This is a genomic window from Paenibacillus sp. Y568 (genome assembly GCF_059445545.1).
In genome coordinates this window covers 65,554-88,579 of record NZ_JCAIUM010000013.1, presented here as the reverse complement: position 1 = coordinate 88,579, position 23,026 = coordinate 65,554, and the positions used below count along the sequence as shown (strand labels likewise).

15 protein-coding genes are annotated in these 23,026 nt (G+C 38.3%); all 15 read right to left on the bottom strand.

Going from position 1 to position 23,026, the window contains the following annotated elements:
* Positions 1-140: 140 nt before the first annotated feature.
* Positions 141-2,519, bottom strand: a complete 2,379-nt coding sequence (locus tag AC1D7X_RS18095) for a glycoside hydrolase family 95 protein (protein WP_495475838.1) — start codon at positions 2,517-2,519, stop codon at positions 141-143.
* A 256-nt stretch (positions 2,520-2,775) separates the two neighbouring features.
* Positions 2,776-4,509 carry an ABC transporter substrate-binding protein gene (locus AC1D7X_RS18090; RefSeq protein WP_495458104.1) on the bottom strand — a complete coding sequence of 578 codons (1,734 nt, stop codon included), beginning with the start codon at positions 4,507-4,509 and terminating at the stop codon, positions 2,776-2,778.
* 339 nt (positions 4,510-4,848) lie between these two features.
* Positions 4,849-6,567 carry an ABC transporter substrate-binding protein gene (locus AC1D7X_RS18085; protein WP_495458105.1) on the bottom strand — a complete coding sequence of 573 codons (1,719 nt, stop codon included), beginning with the start codon at positions 6,565-6,567 and terminating at the stop codon, positions 4,849-4,851.
* Positions 6,568-6,839: 272 nt separating this feature from the next.
* Positions 6,840-8,423, bottom strand: a complete 1,584-nt coding sequence (locus AC1D7X_RS18080; RefSeq protein ID WP_495458106.1) for a response regulator — start codon at positions 8,421-8,423, stop codon at positions 6,840-6,842.
* A 19-nt stretch (positions 8,424-8,442) separates the two neighbouring features.
* Complete coding sequence (locus AC1D7X_RS18075; RefSeq protein ID WP_495475837.1) at positions 8,443-9,792, bottom strand: ABC transporter substrate-binding protein; 1,350 nt, start codon at positions 9,790-9,792, stop codon at positions 8,443-8,445.
* Positions 9,793-9,821: 29 nt separating this feature from the next.
* The gene (locus AC1D7X_RS18070) at positions 9,822-11,552 is read right to left on the bottom strand and encodes a sensor histidine kinase (RefSeq protein WP_495458108.1); all 1,731 of its coding nucleotides are present in this window, start codon (positions 11,550-11,552) and stop codon (positions 9,822-9,824) included.
* A gap of 84 nt (positions 11,553-11,636) precedes the next feature.
* Positions 11,637-12,500: a carbohydrate ABC transporter permease gene (locus AC1D7X_RS18065; protein WP_495458109.1), complete on the bottom strand. Its 864-nt coding sequence runs from the start codon at positions 12,498-12,500 to the stop codon at positions 11,637-11,639.
* Entirely contained in the window at positions 12,497-13,447 is a 951-nt protein-coding gene (locus tag AC1D7X_RS18060; RefSeq protein ID WP_495458110.1) for a carbohydrate ABC transporter permease, read from the bottom strand. The genes AC1D7X_RS18065 and AC1D7X_RS18060 overlap by 4 nt, the downstream gene beginning before the upstream one ends.
* Positions 13,448-13,562: 115 nt before the next feature.
* Positions 13,563-14,915, bottom strand: coding sequence for an ABC transporter substrate-binding protein (locus AC1D7X_RS18055; RefSeq protein ID WP_495475836.1), 1,353 nt, complete (start codon positions 14,913-14,915; stop codon positions 13,563-13,565).
* A 228-nt stretch (positions 14,916-15,143) separates the two neighbouring features.
* Positions 15,144-16,823 (bottom strand): ABC transporter substrate-binding protein, encoded by a 1,680-nt coding sequence (locus AC1D7X_RS18050; protein WP_495458112.1) that lies wholly within the window; start codon positions 16,821-16,823, stop codon positions 15,144-15,146.
* Between the two features lie 175 nt (positions 16,824-16,998).
* A complete protein-coding gene (locus AC1D7X_RS18045) occupies positions 16,999-17,895 on the bottom strand; it encodes a carbohydrate ABC transporter permease (protein ID WP_495458113.1) in 897 nt (298 codons plus the stop codon).
* 15 nt (positions 17,896-17,910) lie between these two features.
* Positions 17,911-18,891 (bottom strand): ABC transporter permease, encoded by a 981-nt coding sequence (locus tag AC1D7X_RS18040; RefSeq protein ID WP_495458114.1) that lies wholly within the window; start codon positions 18,889-18,891, stop codon positions 17,911-17,913.
* 217 nt (positions 18,892-19,108) lie between these two features.
* Entirely contained in the window at positions 19,109-20,653 is a 1,545-nt protein-coding gene (locus tag AC1D7X_RS18035) for a response regulator (protein WP_495458157.1), read from the bottom strand.
* Position 20,654: 1 nt separating this feature from the next.
* Positions 20,655-22,442 (bottom strand): cache domain-containing sensor histidine kinase, encoded by a 1,788-nt coding sequence (locus AC1D7X_RS18030; protein ID WP_495458158.1) that lies wholly within the window; start codon positions 22,440-22,442, stop codon positions 20,655-20,657.
* 118 nt (positions 22,443-22,560) lie between these two features.
* Entirely contained in the window at positions 22,561-22,878 is a 318-nt protein-coding gene (locus AC1D7X_RS18025) for a thioredoxin family protein (protein WP_495458115.1), read from the bottom strand.
* Positions 22,879-23,026: the final 148 nt, after the last annotated feature.

The window sequence follows — 23,026 nt, the reverse complement described above, 5'->3', positions numbered from 1 at the left end:
TTTCCTCCTATGATGTACAAATAGTGATGTCTTCAAGTTCTCTTCACATTATCGTATCATTCTTTAAAAAAACGCAAAACATACATATAAGTTAAAAAAAGGTCATCCACGACATTGAAGAATGGATAACCTTTTTTATATTAACCTATCTTTGCTGTTATCTTATACTTCTGTTGTTTAACTGTGTCGAATTGTAACGTAAACTGTTCTGTTTGAGATTCTCTTACTCCAATAACACTACCATCCTCTAGCATCAATGGTATAGTGCTCCGAAGTGTACAAGTTCCTCCAAGATTAGAAGTAACAATAACACTTACTACTTCGGCATCTTTCCACTCCATATCAATAGAGAACCCACCACGAGCTTTTATTCCCTTAACATAACCGGTAGTACTCCATTCGTTTGGAAGGGCAGGGAGAAGGTGAATCTCACCCAATTGGCTCTGAAGTAACATTTCAACGATACCCGCAGCCCCACCAAAGTTACCATCAATCTGGAATGGAGGATGATCGTCGAACAGATTAGGATGCGTTGATCGTGCAAGTAACGTATGAACAAATTGATAGGCAGATTTGCCATCCAGTAACCGTGCATAGAGATTAATCAACCAAGCGCAACTCCAACCCGTATGTCCACCACCATTACTTATACGGCGTTCTAAAGAAGTCGTTGCTGCTTGTACTAACTCAGGAGTCTCGTACCGATTGATTTCGTGACCTGGGTAGACACCATACAAATGGGAGACGTGACGGTGACCTGGTTCGCTCTCTTCAAAGTCATGAATCCATTCTTGAAGTTGCCCATGCTGACCAATCTTAAACGGATACAGTCGTTCATAAGCGCTGGCAATCTCCTTGCCTAGGTCATCATCCACACCTAGATGAGAAATCGCCTCCAGACAGTGAGAGAATAGTTCGCGAATTAACGTCATATCCATCGTACTCGCCATAGACACACTACAAGGCTCGCCTTCGGATGTCAGAAATTTATTCTCAGGTGATGTCGATGGATTGGTTACCAAATAACCATCATGACCTTCAACCAACCAATCTAAGCAGAATAAGGCAGCACCTTTCATCACTGGGTAAGCCTTGCTTCTCAGAAAATCCTCATCCCCTGTAAACAGATAATGTTCCCACAAATGAGAAGTTAACCATACGCCTCCCATCGGCCAGAATGCCCAACTCGCATCTCCACCTGTTGGGGCAGATTGTCTCCAAATATCTAAATTATGATGAGCAGTCCAACCTCTCGCCTGATAGTGAATATTGGCAGTACGACGACCTGAATAGGATAAATCCTCGATCAGATCAAACAAAGGCTCATGACATTCACTAAGATTACCTATCTCAGCCAACCAGTAATTCATTTCCGTGTTGATATTCGTAGTGTATTCACTGCCCCAAGGTGGCTCCATCTGGTTATTCCATATGCCTTGCAGATTAGCTGGTTGTGTACCCGGGCGTGAGCTAGCCATTAATAAATATCGTCCATATTGGAAGTACAATGCCTCAAGTTCGGGGTCCTTCGCTCCATCCTGATAAGACTTCAGACGAACGTCCGTAGGGAGGGTGCTATTATCGCTTGTCCCTAAATATAGATCAACACGTCCGAACATAGCCGTGTGATCCTTAATATGCCGATCTCTTAGAACGTCATACCCTGCTTGAACCGCACGATCTAACCAGTCAGCACAGATACTTGTCATATCTTTATTCGTAGAGCCTGGCATCACATCATACTTCTCGAAGTCACTAACAGCTGCCAAATAGAACGTCACAGCCTCTGCATCGTGAATATGTAGTGCGTTATTCTCGTAACTAATCGTTCCACCGTGTGGAACAGCACGAATGTGCATTTCGAAACGTATCCCCAGATCTTCTTCAAATAGAATCGATTGAGGATGATCTCGTAAGTAGTTGGATTCAATATGGCTTGGGCAACGCCCTGCAAGCATAACATCATGATTGTCATTCACACTGATCTTAGGCTGCTGAGGACTTTCTAGTAGAGCGCTTGCATGAATCTTCCCAGTTCCCTCAACCTTCAAAGTTACAGCCATAACCTGATCCACTGCGCTTATAAAGGTCTCCCTTGTATACGTAGTATTTCCACTACGGAAGGATGTTACCGAGATCCCTGTATTGAGATCTAACTGACGTGAGTAATTCTGAACATCCGACAGATTCTCTTGCTCAATAAATAAGTAACCCATTGGCTGATAGGCTTCAGTATCCTTACCAAGCATATTCGTATTAATCAATTGTTCTGCTTCCTTGTACTTTCCCTCATGTACTAATTCACGTGCCTTCTTCAAATAGCGGACACTATTATATTGCACATTGTCTCGTGGGAAACCAGACCAAAGTGTATCTTCATTTAATTGATACTCTTCTCGTTCAATTCCTCCATGTACCATGGCACCCATTCGTCCGTTACCAAGCGGCAAAGCTTCTTCCCACTTTGAAGCAGGAGCTAGATAAGACATGAGCCATCTTTTCTCATTACGTTTTGTCATAGAATTATACTCCTATCTATCTATCTTTCTTTCTTTCTTATAATCACGTATTAAGTTTATCATAAGGCATCTAGAAGAACGGATAATTATTTCATACAAGTATACACGGCCTTACCTTCCTTTATCTACGAAGAAACGTTTAGCATTGAAATATAAGCCTATCTATAAAAAGAAATGCTTATTATATTAAAAAAATCAAAAGAATGACCCCTGAAGAAATATCAGGAGTCATTCTTTTGATCAATTTGATCTTATCTTATTTACCAGTCCACAATTTCACTCTGTCTTGTACATAACCAGTGTACTCTTCTTCCATCTTAGACAATCCTACCTTTTCAAGCTCAACTAACATATTGTCAAATACTTGATCGAACTTCTCAGGACTAGTAAGAATCGCTTCTGGAATACGTTTACGAACGATATCTTGCGCTTTCTGAGCTATAACACTATATTGTGTATCCGAAGGAACGGTCATGTTATAAGCTGCTCCCCACTCTTTAACTGGGAATTCATCTTCCTTAGGGAATAAATCTTTCCAAGTAGTCGCGTTATATCCCTTCAATGATTCCTTCTCAACATCAGAGTAATTCGCAACAATCTGTTCAGGGTAGTTAAGTGTGTAATAGTTGCCAGTTGAATCCTTTACTCCATCTCCATAGTGACCACTGAAGACCCAATACAAGCCAATGCCTTCTTCTTTCGAAAATGCTGCATTGTCATTCGTCATTCGATCTCTAATTTCTGCTGGCATCACACGAACGCCATTCTCAACATTATAATGCTTACCTTCTACTCCCCAGTATCTGAGAACCTGTCCTTCTTCTGAAGCCATCCAATCTAGGAATTTAATAGCACGAACGGGATCTTTACATGCAGTTGTGATTCCAATACCGTAACCATCAAACCCTGTAGATTGGAATGAATGATCTAGAATATCCTTTGACATTGTCACTGGGAAGTGTCCATAGGTATACTCATCTTTACCTGCTGCTTTAAGCGCGTTCTCAGCGTTTCCATATTCCCACTCTTGGCTAATTAGACCAAGAACACGGCCACTAGCAATTTTGGCTTGATACTGATCATCTTTCTGAACAAATGTATCTTTGTCTAATAGACCTTCAGCGTACATATGGTTTAACCAACGGAAATACTCTTTCTCTTCCGGACGAGTATAGTGGAATTTAGCTTCGTGTGTCTCTGGGTTAATGTAGAACTCACCATCATCGGCTAATCCTGTTGCACTAACAGCTGGATTAGTAACCGTTATCTGAATTTTCCAATCATCAGCATTAAGTAATAATGGAATAGTCGAAGCTCCATCCGTTTCAGGATGTTTCGCTACATACGCTTTTAGAGCGTTTTCATAATCTTGAATCGTTCTGATCTCAGGATAACCTAACTCTTTCAACACTCTGTGTTGAATTTCAAATCCACCTGTTGCATCAAAGCTTGTCTGATCTACAGATCCATTTGTAGGTATCGCGTAAATAGCAGGATCAGATGTACTATATTTAAGTCTGTTCATATTTTGGCTATATAACTTTTTCAAGTTAGGTGCGTGTTCTTCTATTAGATCCGTCATATCAATCATAGCCCCAGCATCAACCAGCTTAGATAAGTTATCTTTAGGGAATACAAGATCCGGATATTCTCCACTTGCCGCCATCAAGGAAACCTTATCATCGCCACCGTTTCCTGCCATATCGTATTGGGCATTAATCGTGACTCCAGTTTTCTTCGTAATTTCTTGACCCACAGTATCTTTCATGTTGTTCCAGTTCGGACTACCATCTGCTCCGAAAAATGTAAATGTAATCGGGGACGTATCCATGGTTTCCTCTGTAGTTGCAGTCGTGTTCGTAGATGTTGAACTTTTTGTAGGTTCTGCGTTCTTGGTGGCGTTCGTGTTGTTACCGTTGCCGCAAGCAGATAACATGAGAGCGCTTGCGATAAGTAGCATTGCAAATGTCTTTGGACTCTTTCTCTTCATAAAATAACCCTCCCAATACGAATAGAAACATAAATAGTGCAACAACAAACAAATTACAAAAAATAGAAATCGTTTTCTTTAAGCACCCATGTAAGTGCTTACAACACTAAATATATATCATTTTCAGCATTTTGTATACCATTATTTAGGACTATTATGAGTCTTTTTTAGGTTATTTTTAGGTTGATATTAGGTTATCATTAGGTTTTCATTAGGTTTTTTAGGTTTTAGTTAGGAATTTTTAGGTTATATTAGGTTATTATCAGGTATTTTAGGTCTTATATTATTAAAAGGAGGCCCACCCTAAGGTGGACCTCCTACAATATTTATAGTAGTTAATTACTTACCAGACCATAGATCAACTCTAGCTTTTACATAAGTAGTATACTCTGCTTCCATCTTCTCAGCGCCAGCTTTGTTCAACTCTGCTATCATGCCATCATACACAGCGTCGAACTTCTCAGGTGCAGTTAGAATAGCTTCTGGAATACGTTTACGAATAATGTCTTGTGTCTTCTGGAACGTTACATCATAACTTGACCCTGCTTCAACAGAAATATTCCAAGCAGCACCCCAAGGTTTAACTGGCATTTCCTTTTCAGAAGGCCATAGATCTTTCCAAGTCGTCGCATTGTATGCTTTCAAACTTTCCTTCTCTGCTTCAGAGTAAGTAGCTACGATCTGTTCAGGGAAGTTAGTAGTATAGTAGTTACCTGTTGGATCTAATACACCATCACCATAGTGACCAGACATAGAAGCATATAATCCAATACCTGTAGTCTTAGAGAAGTTACTAGCATCATTAACTTTCTTATCTAATACATCTGCTGGAATGACACGTTTGCCATCAACAACATTATAATGTTTACCTTCAACTCCCCAGTTAAGAAGAACTTGACCTTCATCAGAAGCTAAGTAATCTAAGAATTGAATCGCACGAACTGGATCTTTACAAGTCTTAGTAATACCTATGCCTAATCCTGCCATGAATCCAGTATCCTGAAAGCCATGATCTAGGTAATCAGCAGATAAAGTTACAGGAAAGTGAGCATATGTTTTACCATCTTTGCCTGCAGCCTTCAAAGCGTTCTCTGCATCAGCGTATCCCCACTCTTGGTCAATCAGACCCACGACACGGCCACTAGCAATTTTAGCTTTATATTGATCACTCTTTTGGACAAATGTATCTTTATCAAGTAAACCTACATTGTACATATGGTTCAACCAACGGAAATATTCTTTCTCTTCAGGACGTTTGTAGTGAAGTTGCGCTTCAAACGTTTCTGGATTAATGTAATATTCCCCATCGTCCGGTGCTCCAGTAGTATAGAATGCCGGATTGGTCACAGTGATCATAATTCTCCAATCATCCGCATCCAATGTCAGTGGAATTGTTGGTTGACCATCGGTCGTAGGATGTTTGTCAACGTGAGTTTGTAGTACTTTCTCGAAATCTTGAAGTGTCTTCACTTCAGGATATCCTTGTTCTTTCAACACATCATGTTGAATTTCAAACCCTGAAGTCGAATCAAAATACTGTTGACCCACAGCAGCATTACTTGGGACAACATAGATTGCTTTATCTTCATTACTATATGGTAGACGTTTCATGTCCTCTCCATATACCTTCTTAAGGTTAGGGCCATATTTGTCAATCAAGTCTGTTAAGTCTAACATGGCACCTGCGTCTATCATCTTACCAACATCGTTTTTTGCAAAAATCAAATCAGGATATTCACCACTAGCTGCCATTAAGGCAATCTTGTCGGAACCATCACCTGTAACGTTATATTCTGCATTTAGTGTCACGCCTGTTTTCTCAGTAATAACCTTACCAACATCATCTTTCATTTTATTCCAGTTAGGGCTTGCATCTGCTCCGAAGAAACTGAACGTAATTGGACTCGTATCTACTTCTTTCTCTGTATTAGTAGCGTTTGTAGCCGTTTCAGTCTTACCTGCATTCGTAGCTGCATTGTTGTTACTACATCCAGCAGACACAAGAAGTGCACTAGCTAATAGTAACATTGCAAACGTTTTCGGTGTTCTCCCCTTCATACCGTAAATCCCCCTTTTAAATGACTAACCATAAATATGTATAAACAGGAAACCCTGAAGATACCTCGCTGAATCTTGTTTTTTTCTCTCTTTATTAAATAAATGAAACGTTTTCGGAAAAGGCTTACAAACATTGTTACATGAATGAAAGTGCTTTCATATATGCATTGTATAAGATGTGGAGAAAGCTGTCAACAATTAATTAATAAAACTAAAATAAAGATAAATTCAGCGCAAATCCACCCCAGTTCCGTTCTACTTTTTCCTATAATTCACTTTTCATCGCGAAATTCAGAAGGAGTCTTACCTGTCGCCTTCTTGAAAACTTGTGTAAAATATTTTGGATCTTGGTACCCTACTAGCGGAGCAATTTGATACACTTTCACACTCGTATTTTTCAAGATATACTTCGCCTTATCCATTCGACACTTGGTTAGGTATTCCAAAAAGGTATACCCTGATACTTGTTTAAATATCATACAAAAATGGCTGATACTTAAATCTACTACCTCCGCGATCTCTTCAATACTTAGATCTTTGTGATAATGATTTTCTATATACTTTTGAGCCTTTTCAACGATCGTCTGAACGTCCTCTTTGGACTGACTATACCTATTTTCATTCACTTTTTTCTCAAAAGTTGCCTTAACCTCGTTAATCATTTCACTTAATGTACCCATATCATGAAGTCTTTGAATAAGTTCACCTAGAGATCCATCTACATGTAAATTCGAGTATTCAAACTGTCTATACAAAACCACTGTCATTTCAACGATCATTCGTTCAGCAATATCTTTTGTTAAAGAATAACCCTCAATATAAGCCTTGGTGTCATCAAACAAAGGTAACATACGTTCTAAGTCTAGTGTACGAATACATTGAAGAATAGCAGTTTCGAGATGTTTAGGATACTTAACTTCTTGAATTGGAGCATGTTCAATACTATCGTCAGAGTCAATAAATACCCCTTCTTGCTCAGTATAAAAACGCTGATATAAGGCTCTGGTGGCACTTTGGTATGCAGAGTTTAACTGATCAATGCCCTTGCTACGTTTACTAATACCTACAAAACAAGTAAGCTTAGAGTATTTTTTGATTTGATGAATGATATCTTTACCCAGCATCATTGTATCGTCGTTCATGTGACTTGGAAATATGACAATCCATTCTCCACTATGAAAAGGGAAAACCGTCATGCCACTATTCTGCTCAGACCATTCTTCTAATATATTTCGTATGGCAAATAACCACAGTCGTTTCTCTTGCATCGTCCAGTGTCCATTTAAATATTGATCCAGCTGAACAACAGCCATGAAATAGTCCTGTTCTAATTCATCGCTCTCCATCCAATTCATATGCTGAAGCGTTCTCTGATTGCCCTCTATAAGTTCTAAGAACATTCGCTCACGTGCCATCAGAGACAGAACCTGAACAGAATGTATTAACTTATCATTCTCAATTTGAGTATCTAGCCTTTTGTTGGCTCTTACAAGCATCTCTGTCAGTTCTTCATGGTCAATAGGCTTCAATAAGTAATCAAAAGCTCCTTGTCGAAGTGCCTCACGCGCATATTCAAACTCACCATATCCACTAATGATAATAAAAATAAGCTTAGCATTGTCCGCCAGAACTTCTTTCATCAGAGAAATGCCATCCATACCTGGCATACGGATATCACTAACAACCATATGTGGAGACTTCTCTTTAATTAACTGTAATGCCCCTTCCCCATTTCTCGCTTCTCCCACAATCTCAAGATTTAGTTCCTCCCAGGGAATGGCTACTTTTAGACTACGTAAAATCATTGGTTCATCATCTACTAGAATAACCTTGTATTTATTTCCTAATGTAACCACTACTCCCAACCCCCTTTTTTTATTTTCCTAAAGAGTTACGCCTTAAATTCCAATATTGAATCGAAGACAGATCAAGTTCATCTAAAGCTTCCTTCGCACTCACTTTATTATCTATTAGTTCCTCTATTACTTTTAAGAAGGATTTACTAACTTCAGGAGACAACAAGTTATCATAAGGCACAAAGGTACTCTTACTCTGCTCCATAACTGTAATCATCTGTGTAAAGATGGGGCCTGTCTTTGAAGAGTCAAATTTAATCTTCATGGATGGAATTCGTAATCCTTCGTATACAATCCGTTTCTGGACTTCTTCAGTATAAAAAGCCTTCATTAATCCGAGTGCCGCTTCTTTCTTAGCGTCTGTTAAGTTAGAAGATAATCCAATGCCAATGGTATATCCTCCAGCCATCGCTTGTGGCCCTCCTTGATATAACGAGGGAAAAGGAATTACGCTGACTTCATTTTGGAAATCTGGAGGAGCATCCTCATTGTGAAACAAGGTGATATCCCAGTTTCCGTTTAAATACATTGCAGCTTTTCCATGAGTAAATAAATGCGCCGCTTCTTCCGTGGAAAGTTCGTTAGACGTAGGACCAAATATATCCTCGTCTACCCATGACTTTAACTGATCAAAAGCGCGTAAATAATTTTCATTCTGAAAACTGGTCCCTTCATCTCCTTGTACCAGTGAGTTAATAACCTCCGGATTAGAGTAACGATCCATAAGATAATGAGCAAAAATACCAGCGGGCCAGCGTTCTTCATTTCCCAATGCAAAAGGGATATAGCCATTCTCTTTCAATACAACAATCGCTTCATTCAATTGACTAAGGGTCTTAGGCAATGGAAGGCCAAGTTTTTCGAAAATGGTTGAATTCACGTAAAGAGGTTCAGCATTCCCTTCCAGCGGTAAACCATAGATATGACTATTTGACGTCCACAAATGAAGATCCTTAAACTGATCCTTCAGTTGATTATCTGTTACAAAATCTGATAGATCCATAAGCCTATTTGAACGAATATAGGGTTCGATCTCAGCCCCTCCGAACAAAACAAACATATCTGGAGGTGTACCAATCACCATTTCACTCTTTAGCTTCTGTTCTCTATGGACAGTTTGATCCATTCCATCAAAATTGACCTTCACATTTGGGTGAGTCTCTTGATAGGTGCGTACAACTTCTTCAAAAATATTAATGATGGGTCGATCATGTTCCTTAATCCAGAAATGGCGGAATGTAAGCGTAATCTTATCTGTCGGAACTTCTTCTAATGGACTATCTTCATCCCTCACCATAATCAGCATAACCGTTCCAGTCAACACAATGACATAAAGTACGATCCAGCCCCAATTCAGAAATCGTCTCATATTCGTTGCTCCTCTTCTTCGCTATAATCTCATGATATGATCTTAGGTAAACGGATTCGAATGGTTGAACCGTACCCTGGAGAAGAACAGATGAGAATACCATATGGGCTGCCGAATCGGATAACTAAACGGTCATGGACATTTTTAAGCCCTACCCCGCTATTACGATATTTCTTTTGATCTGCTGTATCCGTTTTCCATAAATTTAATAACGTTGCTTCATCGAAACCTAGTCCATTATCAATAACATCAATTAGAATATCATGGTCTGATTCATGGGCCTTAATCGTGATATATCCTTTGTGTTCCATAGGCTCAATTGCGTGATATAATGCATTCTCAACGATCGGCTGTACGATTAATTTTTGTGTCATATAATATTTCAAAGATTCTGCAAACTCAATTTCATACTCAAACTTATCCTCGAATCGAAACTTCTGAATATTTAAATAGTGACGAACGTGCTCGATTTCCATATGTATTGGAATTAATTCTTGATTCTCATTTATGCTAATTCTTAATAACTTCCCTAAGGAAATGACCATCTTGCTAATATTTTTATTTCCTTCTAACACTGCCATAGAATTAATCGATTCCAAAGAATTATAAATAAAATGGGGATTGATCTGAGCAACTAGTGCCTGTAATTCTGCCTTTTTCTTACGAGCTTGTTCCGTTTCCACCTGTAAAATGAGTTCATTGATTTGGGAGCTCATTCGGTTGAAACCATCAATCAATATATCTGTTTCATCATCACTTTTCGTGTGTGAAGTAATAGGTGTAAATACACCTTGTTGAACACGTTTCATCCCATTAGAGGCGCTAATAATACTTCGAACTAATTTACTTACGAAGAACTGGTCGAACCAAAATGCAGTCAACAATGAGAATAATCCCAATATAATCGCAATGTTGCGAATAGAATCAGATTCTGAACGAATTAACTTCATAGGGGTGATAGCCACTAAATACCAATCCTCATTATGGGACGGTAAAAAGGTAATCAGCGATTTCTCATTCCGATAGTTATCAATATAGTAATCCTTATCTTGAAAGCTTGTATCCGATATAAATGGAAATTGCACTTGTTCACCTATATGTTCGCCTGATTTGGTAAAAACGATGGATCCCTCTTTATTTACAAGCAAAATATCCCCGCTCTTCAGCGTGGCAGCTTCCCAGAAAACCTGATCTAATATATCCGGTTTAATATAAATCACAAGAGAACCTATATTTTCTAACGAATAATAATCTTTGATCACTCTAGCTTGAATAAGTATAGGATTACCTTCGGCGGATGATCCATTCTCACCTGGTCCAACCCATACCGGTCGCCCTTCAGCTTCCTTCATAGGTTCATACCAGTCTTTCCTCTTCAATTCATCAAATGGCATCGCTTCATTATATTGATAAATTAAGCTATCGTTGGTATAAAGGCTAAATGATGAAATCATGGGATGATCGATCAGTAGATTATTAATATTCTGTTTACGATCATACGTTAAGATGGTATCTGATTGCTTCAGTGATTGCTGAATCTCAGACCCCGGCTTTGATATGGCTGAATTTGAAATGGCTGTGATTTCATTTAGGGCAAATTTAAGCTTGCGATCTGTCTCTAATAAAGAAATCGAATAGAAGTTACTAGATTTCTTCTCCATAGCGCTTGAAAAGTTATAGTACGTTATGGCACCCATTACGATCACAGGAATAAACACAAGAAGAATAATAGCTAGCAAAATTTTACGACGGAGTTTCATATACGCACTTCCTCCAGCTGTCTTTACTTCATATTATTCTTCATTGTGCTCTGTAATCCCTTGTTTTGATAAGCATAAGTAAAATTAACTTTTAATCGCACCCGACGTCAGCCCTGCAATAAAGTAACGGCTGAAGAAAAGGAAGACAATTAATAGTGGTAATGTAGCCGTAAAGGTAGCTGACATGATCATACCATAATCAAGTCCATCACGGTTCGTGAATAACTGTTGCAATGCAATCTGAATAGTATAATGCTCTTTATTCTTCAGAACGACCAATGGCCAGAAGAAATCATTCCATACATTCATAAAGTTCAGAATGGCTAGCGTTGCCATGGCAGGAGTAATGACAGGAATAGCAATATTCCAGAATATACGGAAATGTCCACCACCATCAATTCTTCCTGCTTCAATGAGCTCTGTATGCACAGAAGTGGAAATATATTGTCTCATCCAGAATATACCGAACGCATTGACCATAGCAGGTACAATGAGTGCTTTGTAAGAATCAATCCAGTGAAGCTTAGCCATGATAATGTATGTCGGTAGAACACTTAGTTGTGTAGGAACAAACAATGTCCCAATGACGCATACAAACAGAATCTTTTTAAACGGAAATTCATATTTGGCAAAGGCATAACCAGCGAGTGTACAGAAGAACACCACGGATACAGTAACCATCGTAGAAACAAATAGTGAATTACCTAAAGCTCTAAAAAAGTCTGATTTCTCAAGTACGCGTTCAAAGTTGTTAAAAAATTGATCGCCTATCGTTAGTAACGGTGGAATGTGGAATACAGCTCCACGGTCATTTGTTGCAATAACAAACATCCAATAGAATGGAAAGATAGATATAAGAGCTCCAACGATAAGTAACAAATGATAGAGCAACTTGCTTGCTTTACCAGGATTACCGAGCTTACCTTTTGTAGTATTTAATGAACTCATGCTTTACCTCCTGTATCTCCGCCCATGCGGCTGGTTACTACCATATTAAGAACGGAGAAGACAATCGTGAATAGGAATAGCATAACTGCTGTTGCTGCCGCTGTACCAAAGAACCCATTACGGAAAGCCTCACTGTATAAATATGTAACCATCGTAACACCTTCCTCACGTGTCGATCCTGAGCCCGTTTGCCCAAGGAATACATAAGGTTCAGTAAATAATTGAAGTGCTCCAATTGTTGATAACAATGTAACGAATACGATAAACGGTTTAAGTAAGGGTAGTGTAATAAACGCTAACTGTTGTCTACTATTCGCCCCATCGATTCTAGCTGCCTCATATAAATCTGTTGGAATACTTTGAAGACCTGATAGGAAAATAATCGTGTTATATCCTACCCAACGCCACATAACCATGGTTGAAATTGCGATCTTAACTCCCCAAAATCCAGAGTTAAAAGCCACATTCTCCAACCCAAGTGAATTTAAAATCCAGTTAATCATCCCATTATTACCAAACATGGTACTGAATACTAGAGTAACTGCAACAATTGACGTGATATTAGGCATAAAATAAAGAATACGGAATGTCTTCTTAAACTTGGTTAATGCTGAATTTAGAAGAATCGCTAATAACAGCGCTACGATTAACTGAGGAACAGTCCCCATTACACCCATAATGAGTGTATTTGTGAAAGAGATCCAGAATGTAGGATCACTTGTTATGAGTTCATAATTCTTAAGTCCAACATATTTCATTGGACCTAATGCATCCCACTTGAAGAAGGATAGATAAATAGTAAATAAAATCGGATATAATCCGAAAATACCAAAAATGATAAAGAATGGTGATATGAATGTATAAGCTGTAATACGACTTCTTCGTTGTTCTGTCAGAAAGGGCTTCTTGATACTGACAGGTGGAATAACAGTGACCGGCTCTGCCATGGTTTACCTCCAGGAATTAATTTATAAATCCAAATTCGCAAGGCATTGTTCCTCCCTGCGAATTTGGATCATTTCTATCTTGCATTTTATTAAAATGTTGATTAAGTTATAATATCTAGCTACGTTCTGCTAATGTTTTAGCCTTTTTAACTGCTGAATCCCACTCTTTTGCAGGGTCCGATTTCTTCTCTAACACATTTTTAAGTGCATCTTTGAAGAATGTATCTGTTTGGTCATGTAATGGACCGTAGTAAACTGGTTTAACGCGTTCTGCCGCTTTACCAAACTCAACTGCTGTAGCTTGGCCGCCGAAGAATTCATCTTGGAAACCTGTGAAAGCTGCATCTGTATACAATGCTGGAATAGATGGCATCAAACCACTTGCTTTGAAAGATTCAAGTTGGCTAGATTGGCTATCCAACCAAGCGATGAATTCATAAGCTTCTTTCGAATGCTTACCTTCTTTAGGTAATGTTAGGAATGATCCACCCCAGTTACCAGCACCTTCTGGTAATTGTGCGATTTTCCATTTACCTGTTGAATCAGGAGCGTTACTCTTAATGTTACCTGCCATCCAAGCTGGACCTAGAACAACTCCGAATCCACCATCGTTCATTGCTTGACCCCACTCAGGAGACCAAAGTAATGTGTTACCAATCCATCCTTCTTGAATACCTTTCACCGTAAAGTCATATGCTTTCTTAACTTGTGGGTTAGTGTCTCCAATAAAGGAACCATCTTCTTTATTAAAGTAGATCTGATCAGCAGATTGATCACGAAGACCGTTGTACACAAGGTCTGTCAAATCTGCAAATGGTTTACCTGTTTTTTCTTTAAATTGTTTAGCTACTGTACCGAATTTATCCCAAGTATCGATTGCTGCTCCGAATCCTTCTGGATCAACTGGTAAACCAGCTTTTTCAGCAAGATCCGTACGATAATAAACAACTGTAGGACCAATATCCGTTGGAAGACCAATTTGGAAACTTCCATCTACAGATGAAGCCTGTTTCCATTTCCAGTCTAAATAGTTACCTGCGATATCCTTCGCACCAAGGTCGTTCAAGTTATAAAATTTATCTTGAGCGTTGATGAAACGTTCCATGAAACCGATTTCAAGCATGAAGATGTCAGGTGCTCCTGAATCTGCAGACAATGCTGTTGTCAGATTGTTATGGTGAGCCGTTTGATCTGATGTATTTTGAAATTTAACCGTAATGTTTGGATGTTCTTTGGTGTATTCCTTAGCAAGATCTTCATAGTTGGTCGTTCCAAGTGACCAGAATGAAAGTTCGATCTTCTCTGCAGGCTCCTCTTTCGTTGCCTCTGGTGTTGTTGTAGTCTCTGTGGCATCCTTAGTAGCAGCATTGTTTTTGGAAGTATTGTTATTATTACCTCCACAAGCTGTTAAAGCAGAGACTAACATGATCACAAGCAAAAGAGCTGTAAAATGTTTAGCTTTTTTCATTTTCTTACCCCTCTCGAGAATGTTTCTGTTTACATTTTTTATTCTACAAGATTCATTCCCATTTTTTGAGGAGGTAATATTGCGATTTATGGTTGAAAATATTACGACACATTTTTCTTTGATATGTAAATTATGGATTTATGCTATTAATTATTAAGAGATTAACACTAAAAAGGGACCTGCTTATTAGCAGGTCCTTAGTTGTTACCTATTTAGTAGTACCGTAGCTTATTTACCGCTCCACAATTCTACACGTTCTTTCACAAGTTCTGTATATTCCTTCTCCATATCTTCTGCCCCTGCTTTATTAAGCTCTGTAATCATACCATCATATACAGCGTCGAACTTCTCAGGAGTAGATAGGATTGCTTCTGGAATACGTTTACGGATAATATCTTGAGTCTTTTGGAACTTCACAGCATAACTCGAACCTTCTTCAACTGTGATGTTGAATGCCGCTCCGTACGCTTTAACTGGGAAATCCTTCTCTGTTGGGAATAGATCTTTCCATGTTGTTGCGTTATATGCTTTTAAACTTTCCTTCTCTGCATCAGAGTAACTATTTACAATCTGATCAGGGTAGTTCGTTGTGTAATAGTTACCGGATGGATCAAGTACACCGTCACCATAGTGTGCAGACATCGCGGTATATAGACCAATACCAGTTTTCTTCGCGAAATTAGAACCATCATTATTTTTCTTATCTAGAACGTCTGCAGGAATGACACGTTTGCCATCTACAACGTTATAATGTACACCTTCTATGCCCCAGTTCTGAAGAACTTGTCCTTCATCGGAAGCCAAGTAATCTAGGAATTTAATAGCACGTACAGGATCTTTCGTTGCTGTTGTAATCCCTATACCCCAACCAGACAAGAATCCAGTATCTACAAAGGTATGATCTTTATATTCTTCAGAAAGTGTTACAGGGAAATGCGCATATGTTCTTTCATCTTTACCAGAAGCCTTCAAAGAGTTCTCTGCGTCAGCATATCCCCATTCTTGGTCAATCAGACCAAGGACACGACCACTAGAAATCTTAGATTTATATTGGTCACTCTTCTGTACGAACGTATCCTTGTCAAGTAAACCTACATTGTACATATGGTTCAACCAACGGAAGTATTCTTTCTCTTCTGGACGTTTGTAGTGAAGTTGAGCTTCAAATGTTTCTGGATTGATGTAATATTCACCATCATCTGGTGCTCCAGTAGTATAGAAAGCTGGGTTCGTTACAGTGATCATGATTCTCCAATCATCTGCATCAAGCGTCAAAGGAATCGTAGGTTGACCATCGATTGTAGGATGTTTGTCTTTATAAGCTTTAAGGACATTTTCGAAATCCTGAAGTGTCTTCACTTCAGGATAACCTAGTTCTTTTAGAACCGCATGTTGAATTTCGAATCCACCTGTTGCGTCGAAATAGGACTGACTCACTGCGGCATTCGTTGGAATAACATAGATTCCTTTATCTTCAGAGCTATAAGGAAGACGATTCATGTATTCCCCATATACCTTTTTTAGATTTGGAGCATATTGTTCAATCAAATCTGTCAAATCAAGCATCGCACCAGCATCTACAAGTTTGTTAATATCACTCTTCGCATACACGAAGTCTGGATATTCACCACTAGCTGCCATTAAGGCAATCTTGTCTTGGCCTCCACCTGAAATAGCATATTCTGCATTAAGGGTTACACCTGTTTTTTCAGTAATAACTTTACCAACTTCATCCTGCATTTTATTCCAGTTAGGACTTGCATCTGCACCGAAGAATGAGAATGTAATCGGACTTGTAGTATCTCCCGTGTCGGTAGGTTCTGCATTCCCATTATTACCGCATCCTGCAATTGCTAGTGAAGCTACAATCAGCGGAACAAATGCATATTTACTTTTATTCATTGCCATTCAAAACACTCCCCTATCATATGTCTAATCTTGTTGTACCCACAGGTTTTCTGTTGTACAAATTGTCTTAGTCTAAACTAATCTGTTTATAAATCTATCTCTATATCTATCTTTATATTGGACGGATGAATAAACACATAGCGCTTATTCATCCGTCATCACTAAGACCATTATATTAAGATTTCACAGCACCAAGTGTCATTCCGCCAACAAAGTACTTCTGAAGGAAAGGATATACAACTAGAATTGGAACTGTAACGACGATCGTGATCGCCATTTTGATCGATTCTGGTGAAATTTGTGCCATTTGTTTTGCCATATCATTGGCATTCACATTAGATCCGCCTTGCTGAGTACTTTGTAGTACTTTCATCAATTCGTACTGTAATGTCGTCCAAGTAGCATTACTTCCGTTATACAAGTATGTGTCAAACCATGCATTCCATTGTCCTACAGCAATGAACAAGGCGATGGTTGCTAGAACCGGTTTACACAATGGAAGAATGATTCTCCAATAAATCGTGAAGTCATTTGCTCCATCAAGCTTAGCTGATTCTTGTAATGCGTAAGGCAGTCCATCAATAAATGATCTTACAATGAACACGTTAAACGCACTTACTAATCCAGGTAAAACATATACCCAGAACGTTCCAATCAAGTTCAAATCACGCATTAGGATGTATACAGGAATCATTCCGCCTGAGAAATACATCGTCATTGCAAGAAATGTTGAAACAAATTTACGTGCACGGAAATCTGGTCGGCTAAGTGTGTATGCGATCATTGAAGCACTTAGTAATCCGAATACCGTACCCACTACAGTACGTAGTAAAGATACCTTTAACCCTTGAAGTAAAGTATCATAACCGAAAATCGTTTTATAATTCTCTAATGTGAATTGACGAGGGAATATCGAGATCCCACCTCGTACCGTATCAATAGAATCATTAAAAGAGATGGCTAGTACATTTAAGAAGGGATATACCGTAGCAATCAGTATGATTGCCATGAAAATTATATTAAGTACATCAAATATTTTTTCGGATTTAGTTGCATTGAAGGCTTTATTCATATCTACCCCCTCCTTCTACATTATGCTTTCTTTAGTAACTTTCTTGAAAATACCATTCGCAGTGAAGAGTAAGATTACACTCACAACGGAGTTAAACATCCCTATGGCAGTACCGTATGAGAACCTACCCATATTGAGTCCATAATTTAGTGCGTATAAATCAAGTACTTCGGCATAGTCCGTTGTTAAGCTATTCCCTAGTAGGAATTGTTTCTCAAATCCGTTACTGATCAAGTGACCAATAGACATAATCAGAAGCACGGATATTGTGGACCGAATTCCTGGTATCGTGATGTGCCACATTTGTTTGAATCGATTCGCACCATCAACACGTGATGCTTCATAAAGTTCCAAGTCAATCCCTGTAATCGCTGCCAAATAAATAATGGTGTTCCAACCTGTTTCTTTCCATACATCTGAAGCAGTTACAATGTACCAGAACAAGTTCCCTTTGGCCATGAATTGAATCGGCTCATCAATGATATGTAGAAGCATTAACAACTGATTCACTGCTCCGCCTTCTGTAGACAATAACTTTGTAATAATTCCAGCTACAACTACCCATGATACAAAGTGAGGTAAATAAGAAACGGTCTGAATTACCTTTTTATACATCATTCCACGAAGTTCATTTAATAGTAGTGCGAATATAACAGGAATAACGAATCCCACAACTAGTCCCATTAAACTCATCGCTAATGTATTTCTTAACACTAGATAAAAACGTTCATCTGAGAATAACTCAACGAACTGATCGAATCCTACCCATTTCTGTTCACCGAATGAACGGGCAGGTTTATAATTTTGAAAAGCCATTGTCCATCCCCACAAGGGAAGATAATTAAATACAACGACCCATATTACAAAAGGCATAGACATTAAATATAGATACTTTTGATTTACAATCGCATCCCATATCCCACGCTTTTTCTTAGGAGCTTGCGATGCACCACCGTTGCTGTCGGGGGAATTACCGCTGGTTGTTAGCGTTTCCATCTTAAGGACCCCTCCTCTATTTGATATACTTTATTTTACTTGAAACATATTTAGCATAATACCCAATCATTTTTATATAAATTCATATAAAAATTAGATATACCCCCTATTTCACACTTGAAAATCATGTAAATATTATACTTTTAGATGAAAACAAATCATATGCGCTTTCATGCATATGATTTGAATATAGACCATATTTTGTAATCGCTATCATTTATTCCTTTTCTCTACCTTTATACGAGGAAGGTGAAACCCCAACATACTTCTTAAATTTACTATGAAAATAATCTACATTGGCATATCCTACGCGGGTTGCAACTTGATGAACTTTAAGCCCTTCCGTTAACAACTCTTTAGCTTTGTCTATCCTGACTTTATCCAGGAACATATTGAAATGTTCACCTGTATAGTTCTTAAATAGTTTCCCTAAATAAGCACTGTTATAATTAAATACTTCTGCCAAAAGTTCTAGCTTTAAATTTTCACTCGAGTTTCTTTGAATGAAATCTATAACTTGCTTGACTACGGTATCCTTGCTTATGCCGCCTAATTTTTCAATCAAATTATTTAGATGGTTAATCGTTAATTGTCTTAATTCTTTAAGTGTCACTTGTTGATATACTTCTGATATGAATGATGTATAATCTTGCAGAATAGAATACATTTCCGGATTATTACTAGAAAGTTTATTCATCACAATAGAGAATATTTGGGTATATTGTGATTTCATCGTATGCTCTGATCTTCTAGTGCTCATAATACATTGTTCTATTTCTTCCATCACTCGCCAGACCGCTTCCTTACTCCGAATATCCAATGCATAATAAAGTTTGTCCGATAATTCGATCTCATCACTATGGCTTAATACAAGCTCGTTATCGAATTTATCGATCATCACCTGTTGATCATCACTAATCATGACTCGCTTATGCTCAAAAAGGAACCGATGATGGAGTAGCTCAGCAGCACTCGTATATGAGCTTCCGATCTCTCTTATGTCATCTACCATTTGACCTGCAGCCGCATATATAATCCATCCCCATTCTTCTGTGATCATGGATAATTCCTTATACAAGACCTCGGCTTGATCATCTCGAATAATAGCATGTCTCATCAAAATACCAATGTTAGGTCCTGCTGAAAAAACAATTCCACTATCTGATTGATCAAACCAATCCGCTAGTTTCCCTTTGAGCGTCGTTAAGTGTAATGAATCCCCAGAAGGTTGACCATGTACTTCAACCAATAACATTTGATAACTGTTCCAAGAAAGTCCTAAATTCATAATACTCTCTAAATTCCCTTGTTCGTTCCCATCAAACAGGAAGGACTCCACCATATGCTCCCGTAGGTAGTGATCCCCTTCAGCATTGCGTAGTTGAAGTTGAATCTCTTTGGATAACGATGCTCTAATGCGTTGTAATTCTTCAATCATCTCATCTTCATCTACGGGTTTCAGTAAATATCCATCTACTCTATTCGTGATTGCTTTCCTCGCGTAATCGAAATCGGCATAACCACTTAGAATTAAGAATCGCCCTCCACTATTCTCTTGGCGAATTTGCTCAATGACTTCAAGTCCGGTCATTCCGGGCATACGAATATCGATAATTGTTAGATCTGGTCGTAGTTGATTAAATTTCATTAATGCTTCGCGCCCGTTTGACGCAGTATCTATCACCCTGTAACCATGTTCTTCCCAATCTATTATCGTCTTTAGTCCCTCGCGAATGCTGGGCTCATCATCTACAATTAGCACATTAAACAAAGGTGTCTCCTCCCATCGGGATATCAAAATGTATTGTAGTACCCTTTCCTAACTCGCTAGAAATGTTTAATCCATATTGGGCACCATAAAACAATTTAAGTCTCTGATGTACGTTACGTAGACCGATCCTTGCACCCTCTATCTCATCTAATTCTAAAGAAGATACAACTTCTTGCATACGCTCACATGACATCCCAATACCGTTATCCATGACTTCAATATGTAATTCATTATTACTCACCCAACTTCTTACAATTAGAATCCCATTCACTTCCTTGCCTTCAAGTCCATGTATAATTGCATTCTCAACAAGAGGTTGAATGATAAGAGGTAGAATATTAATCTCTTTAGATTCGGGTTCCATCATTAACTCAAAGTTCAAGCGGTCCTCATACCTGAATTTCTGTATCCCCAGATACGATCGAACCATTTCCATCTCTTCCCTCAGAGTCGTTATTCCACCACCAATTTCGAGGTTTTTACGCATTAATTTGCCTAGTAATTGAACAATATTAGCAATTTCTTTTTCTCCGTGAATATGCGCCTTCATACGAATGGATTCTAACACATTAAATAAAAAATGAGGATTAATTTGACTAGCCATCATTTTTAATTTAATTTCTCTCTGGGCGATTTCAAGCTTATTATTCTTCTCACTCGTTTCGTAGACTTGATTCATTAAATCATTAATACTATTGACCATATAATTAAATTGCCGTGACAATTGACCAATCTCATCATTCCCATCAATACCCGAGTTAACTGTGAAGTCACCTCTTGCTACCTTATTAAGTTGTCTGCTGAGATGTAGAAGTCGATTCGATATTAACTGGGATACAACATATATGAGAACAAGCGCAAGGGCCAAGACGACCAATATTAATGCTAATCCAATCCAACTGACCCGCTTCGAATCTTTGACGATACTTTCCGTAGAAAAGGCAGAAACGATAGTAAGACTATTTCGACTTGCTTCCGGTGTTAATTCACTAATCACTATATTTGAAGGTACCCCATTAATTTCGGCCGTAAATGTACTTTTGGTAGACTCTTCAAGGCTGAACTTAAGGTCAAGCTTGGCTAACGTTGTTCCCACCAATGCTGGATTCTTTGCGGCTACAATATATCCATCTTCGTCAGCTATCATCGTCTCAAAAGGTTCGTTGATTAGAATCGAGTTCAGCCGGTTCTGATTCACGGGGATAACTAGAACACCTCTTGATCTATATTCACTAAATTGAATGGGACGAACTAAACTTAGTCTCTTCTCATCATCTGCATTCTGATCCTTTAAGTAGAACCAATTAATACCAATATTTGATGTGGCTGACTTAAACCAAGGCGTTTGACTTGTTTCCAGATTAATACGAGTAAATTCTAAATTATCACTCATACTCTCATTATAATGATAGAATCGAATGCCGCTAATCTCACTGTAGAGATCACTCATTTTCTGAAATTCGTCATAATCCTTATAGGCATTAAACACTTCAAGATTGCTTCTATAACGTGTGTTCACAATCGTTTGTAAATCCTCGTCAAGATAAATTTTGTTGGAAATATCAACGGGGACTTTTAACAAGTTCACCATTTGAGAACGGATCTTATCCACGTTATTAGACATTTGAGCAACTGCATTATCTAGTGCCATTTGACGAAAGTATCCTGTTAGCGTAACACCGATAATAATAACTGGAATCATTACGACTCCAATGTATGAATAGATTAATTTGGTCTTGATCTTCATATTGTTTGTCTTCCGGATAAAGAAGCCCCACATCTTGTTCACCTCCCCTCCATTCTAGCATAGCTAACATTCAATTCAATTTCTTCTGAGAATTAGACACAAAAAATACCCTCTATCATGAGGATAGGGGTATCATTTATTTGCAAAAAATTTATTTAATTGATTCTAGATACTCTGTAATTTGAGCTGGAGTTTTGGCAAATTTACTATGTAGATGAGCTACCTTTTCTCCATTTCGATACACTAATAAGCTAGGAATTCCACGTACATCATTCTCATCTGAGATATTTGGAAACTGTTCAACATCCAATGCATAAAATTGTTTGTCTGAATTGTTATCAATGATTCCACCCATGAATTTATCCAGTGTTTTACAATCGGGACACCAGGTTGCATCATACTTAATGACAGTCCATTCATCACTTTGTGTTAATTGACGGTACTGTTCTTCTGTTTGAATTCTCTCCATCTTGTTGTTCCTCCTAAGGATGATCTAGATCAGACCATTATTGTTGATTGCAATGACAAACATCACACTCATTACTTATCTTATTTCTTATTTTAACGATTATTTATCCTTTTGCAAATTCAGTATGCTCTACACTATTAAATTCATA

Coding starts and splice junctions, on each gene's coding strand:
- AC1D7X_RS18065 (WP_495458109.1), bottom strand. CDS start 12,500: ATGAGTTCATTAAATACTACAAAAGGTAAGCTCGGTAATCCTGGTAAA.
- AC1D7X_RS18055 (WP_495475836.1), bottom strand. CDS start 14,915: ATGAAAAAAGCTAAACATTTTACAGCTCTTTTGCTTGTGATCATGTTA.
- AC1D7X_RS18030 (WP_495458158.1), bottom strand. CDS start 22,442: ATGTGGGGCTTCTTTATCCGGAAGACAAACAATATGAAGATCAAGACC.
- AC1D7X_RS18045 (WP_495458113.1), bottom strand. CDS start 17,895: ATGAATAAAGCCTTCAATGCAACTAAATCCGAAAAAATATTTGATGTA.
- AC1D7X_RS18070 (WP_495458108.1), bottom strand. CDS start 11,552: ATGAAACTCCGTCGTAAAATTTTGCTAGCTATTATTCTTCTTGTGTTT.
- AC1D7X_RS18075 (WP_495475837.1), bottom strand. CDS start 9,792: ATGAGACGATTTCTGAATTGGGGCTGGATCGTACTTTATGTCATTGTG.
- AC1D7X_RS18025 (WP_495458115.1), bottom strand. CDS start 22,878: ATGGAGAGAATTCAAACAGAAGAACAGTACCGTCAATTAACACAAAGT.
- AC1D7X_RS18090 (WP_495458104.1), bottom strand. CDS start 4,509: ATGAAGAGAAAGAGTCCAAAGACATTTGCAATGCTACTTATCGCAAGC.
- AC1D7X_RS18060 (WP_495458110.1), bottom strand. CDS start 13,447: ATGGCAGAGCCGGTCACTGTTATTCCACCTGTCAGTATCAAGAAGCCC.
- AC1D7X_RS18040 (WP_495458114.1), bottom strand. CDS start 18,891: ATGGAAACGCTAACAACCAGCGGTAATTCCCCCGACAGCAACGGTGGT.
- AC1D7X_RS18050 (WP_495458112.1), bottom strand. CDS start 16,823: ATGGCAATGAATAAAAGTAAATATGCATTTGTTCCGCTGATTGTAGCT.
- AC1D7X_RS18085 (WP_495458105.1), bottom strand. CDS start 6,567: ATGAAGGGGAGAACACCGAAAACGTTTGCAATGTTACTATTAGCTAGT.
- AC1D7X_RS18095 (WP_495475838.1), bottom strand. CDS start 2,519: ATGACAAAACGTAATGAGAAAAGATGGCTCATGTCTTATCTAGCTCCT.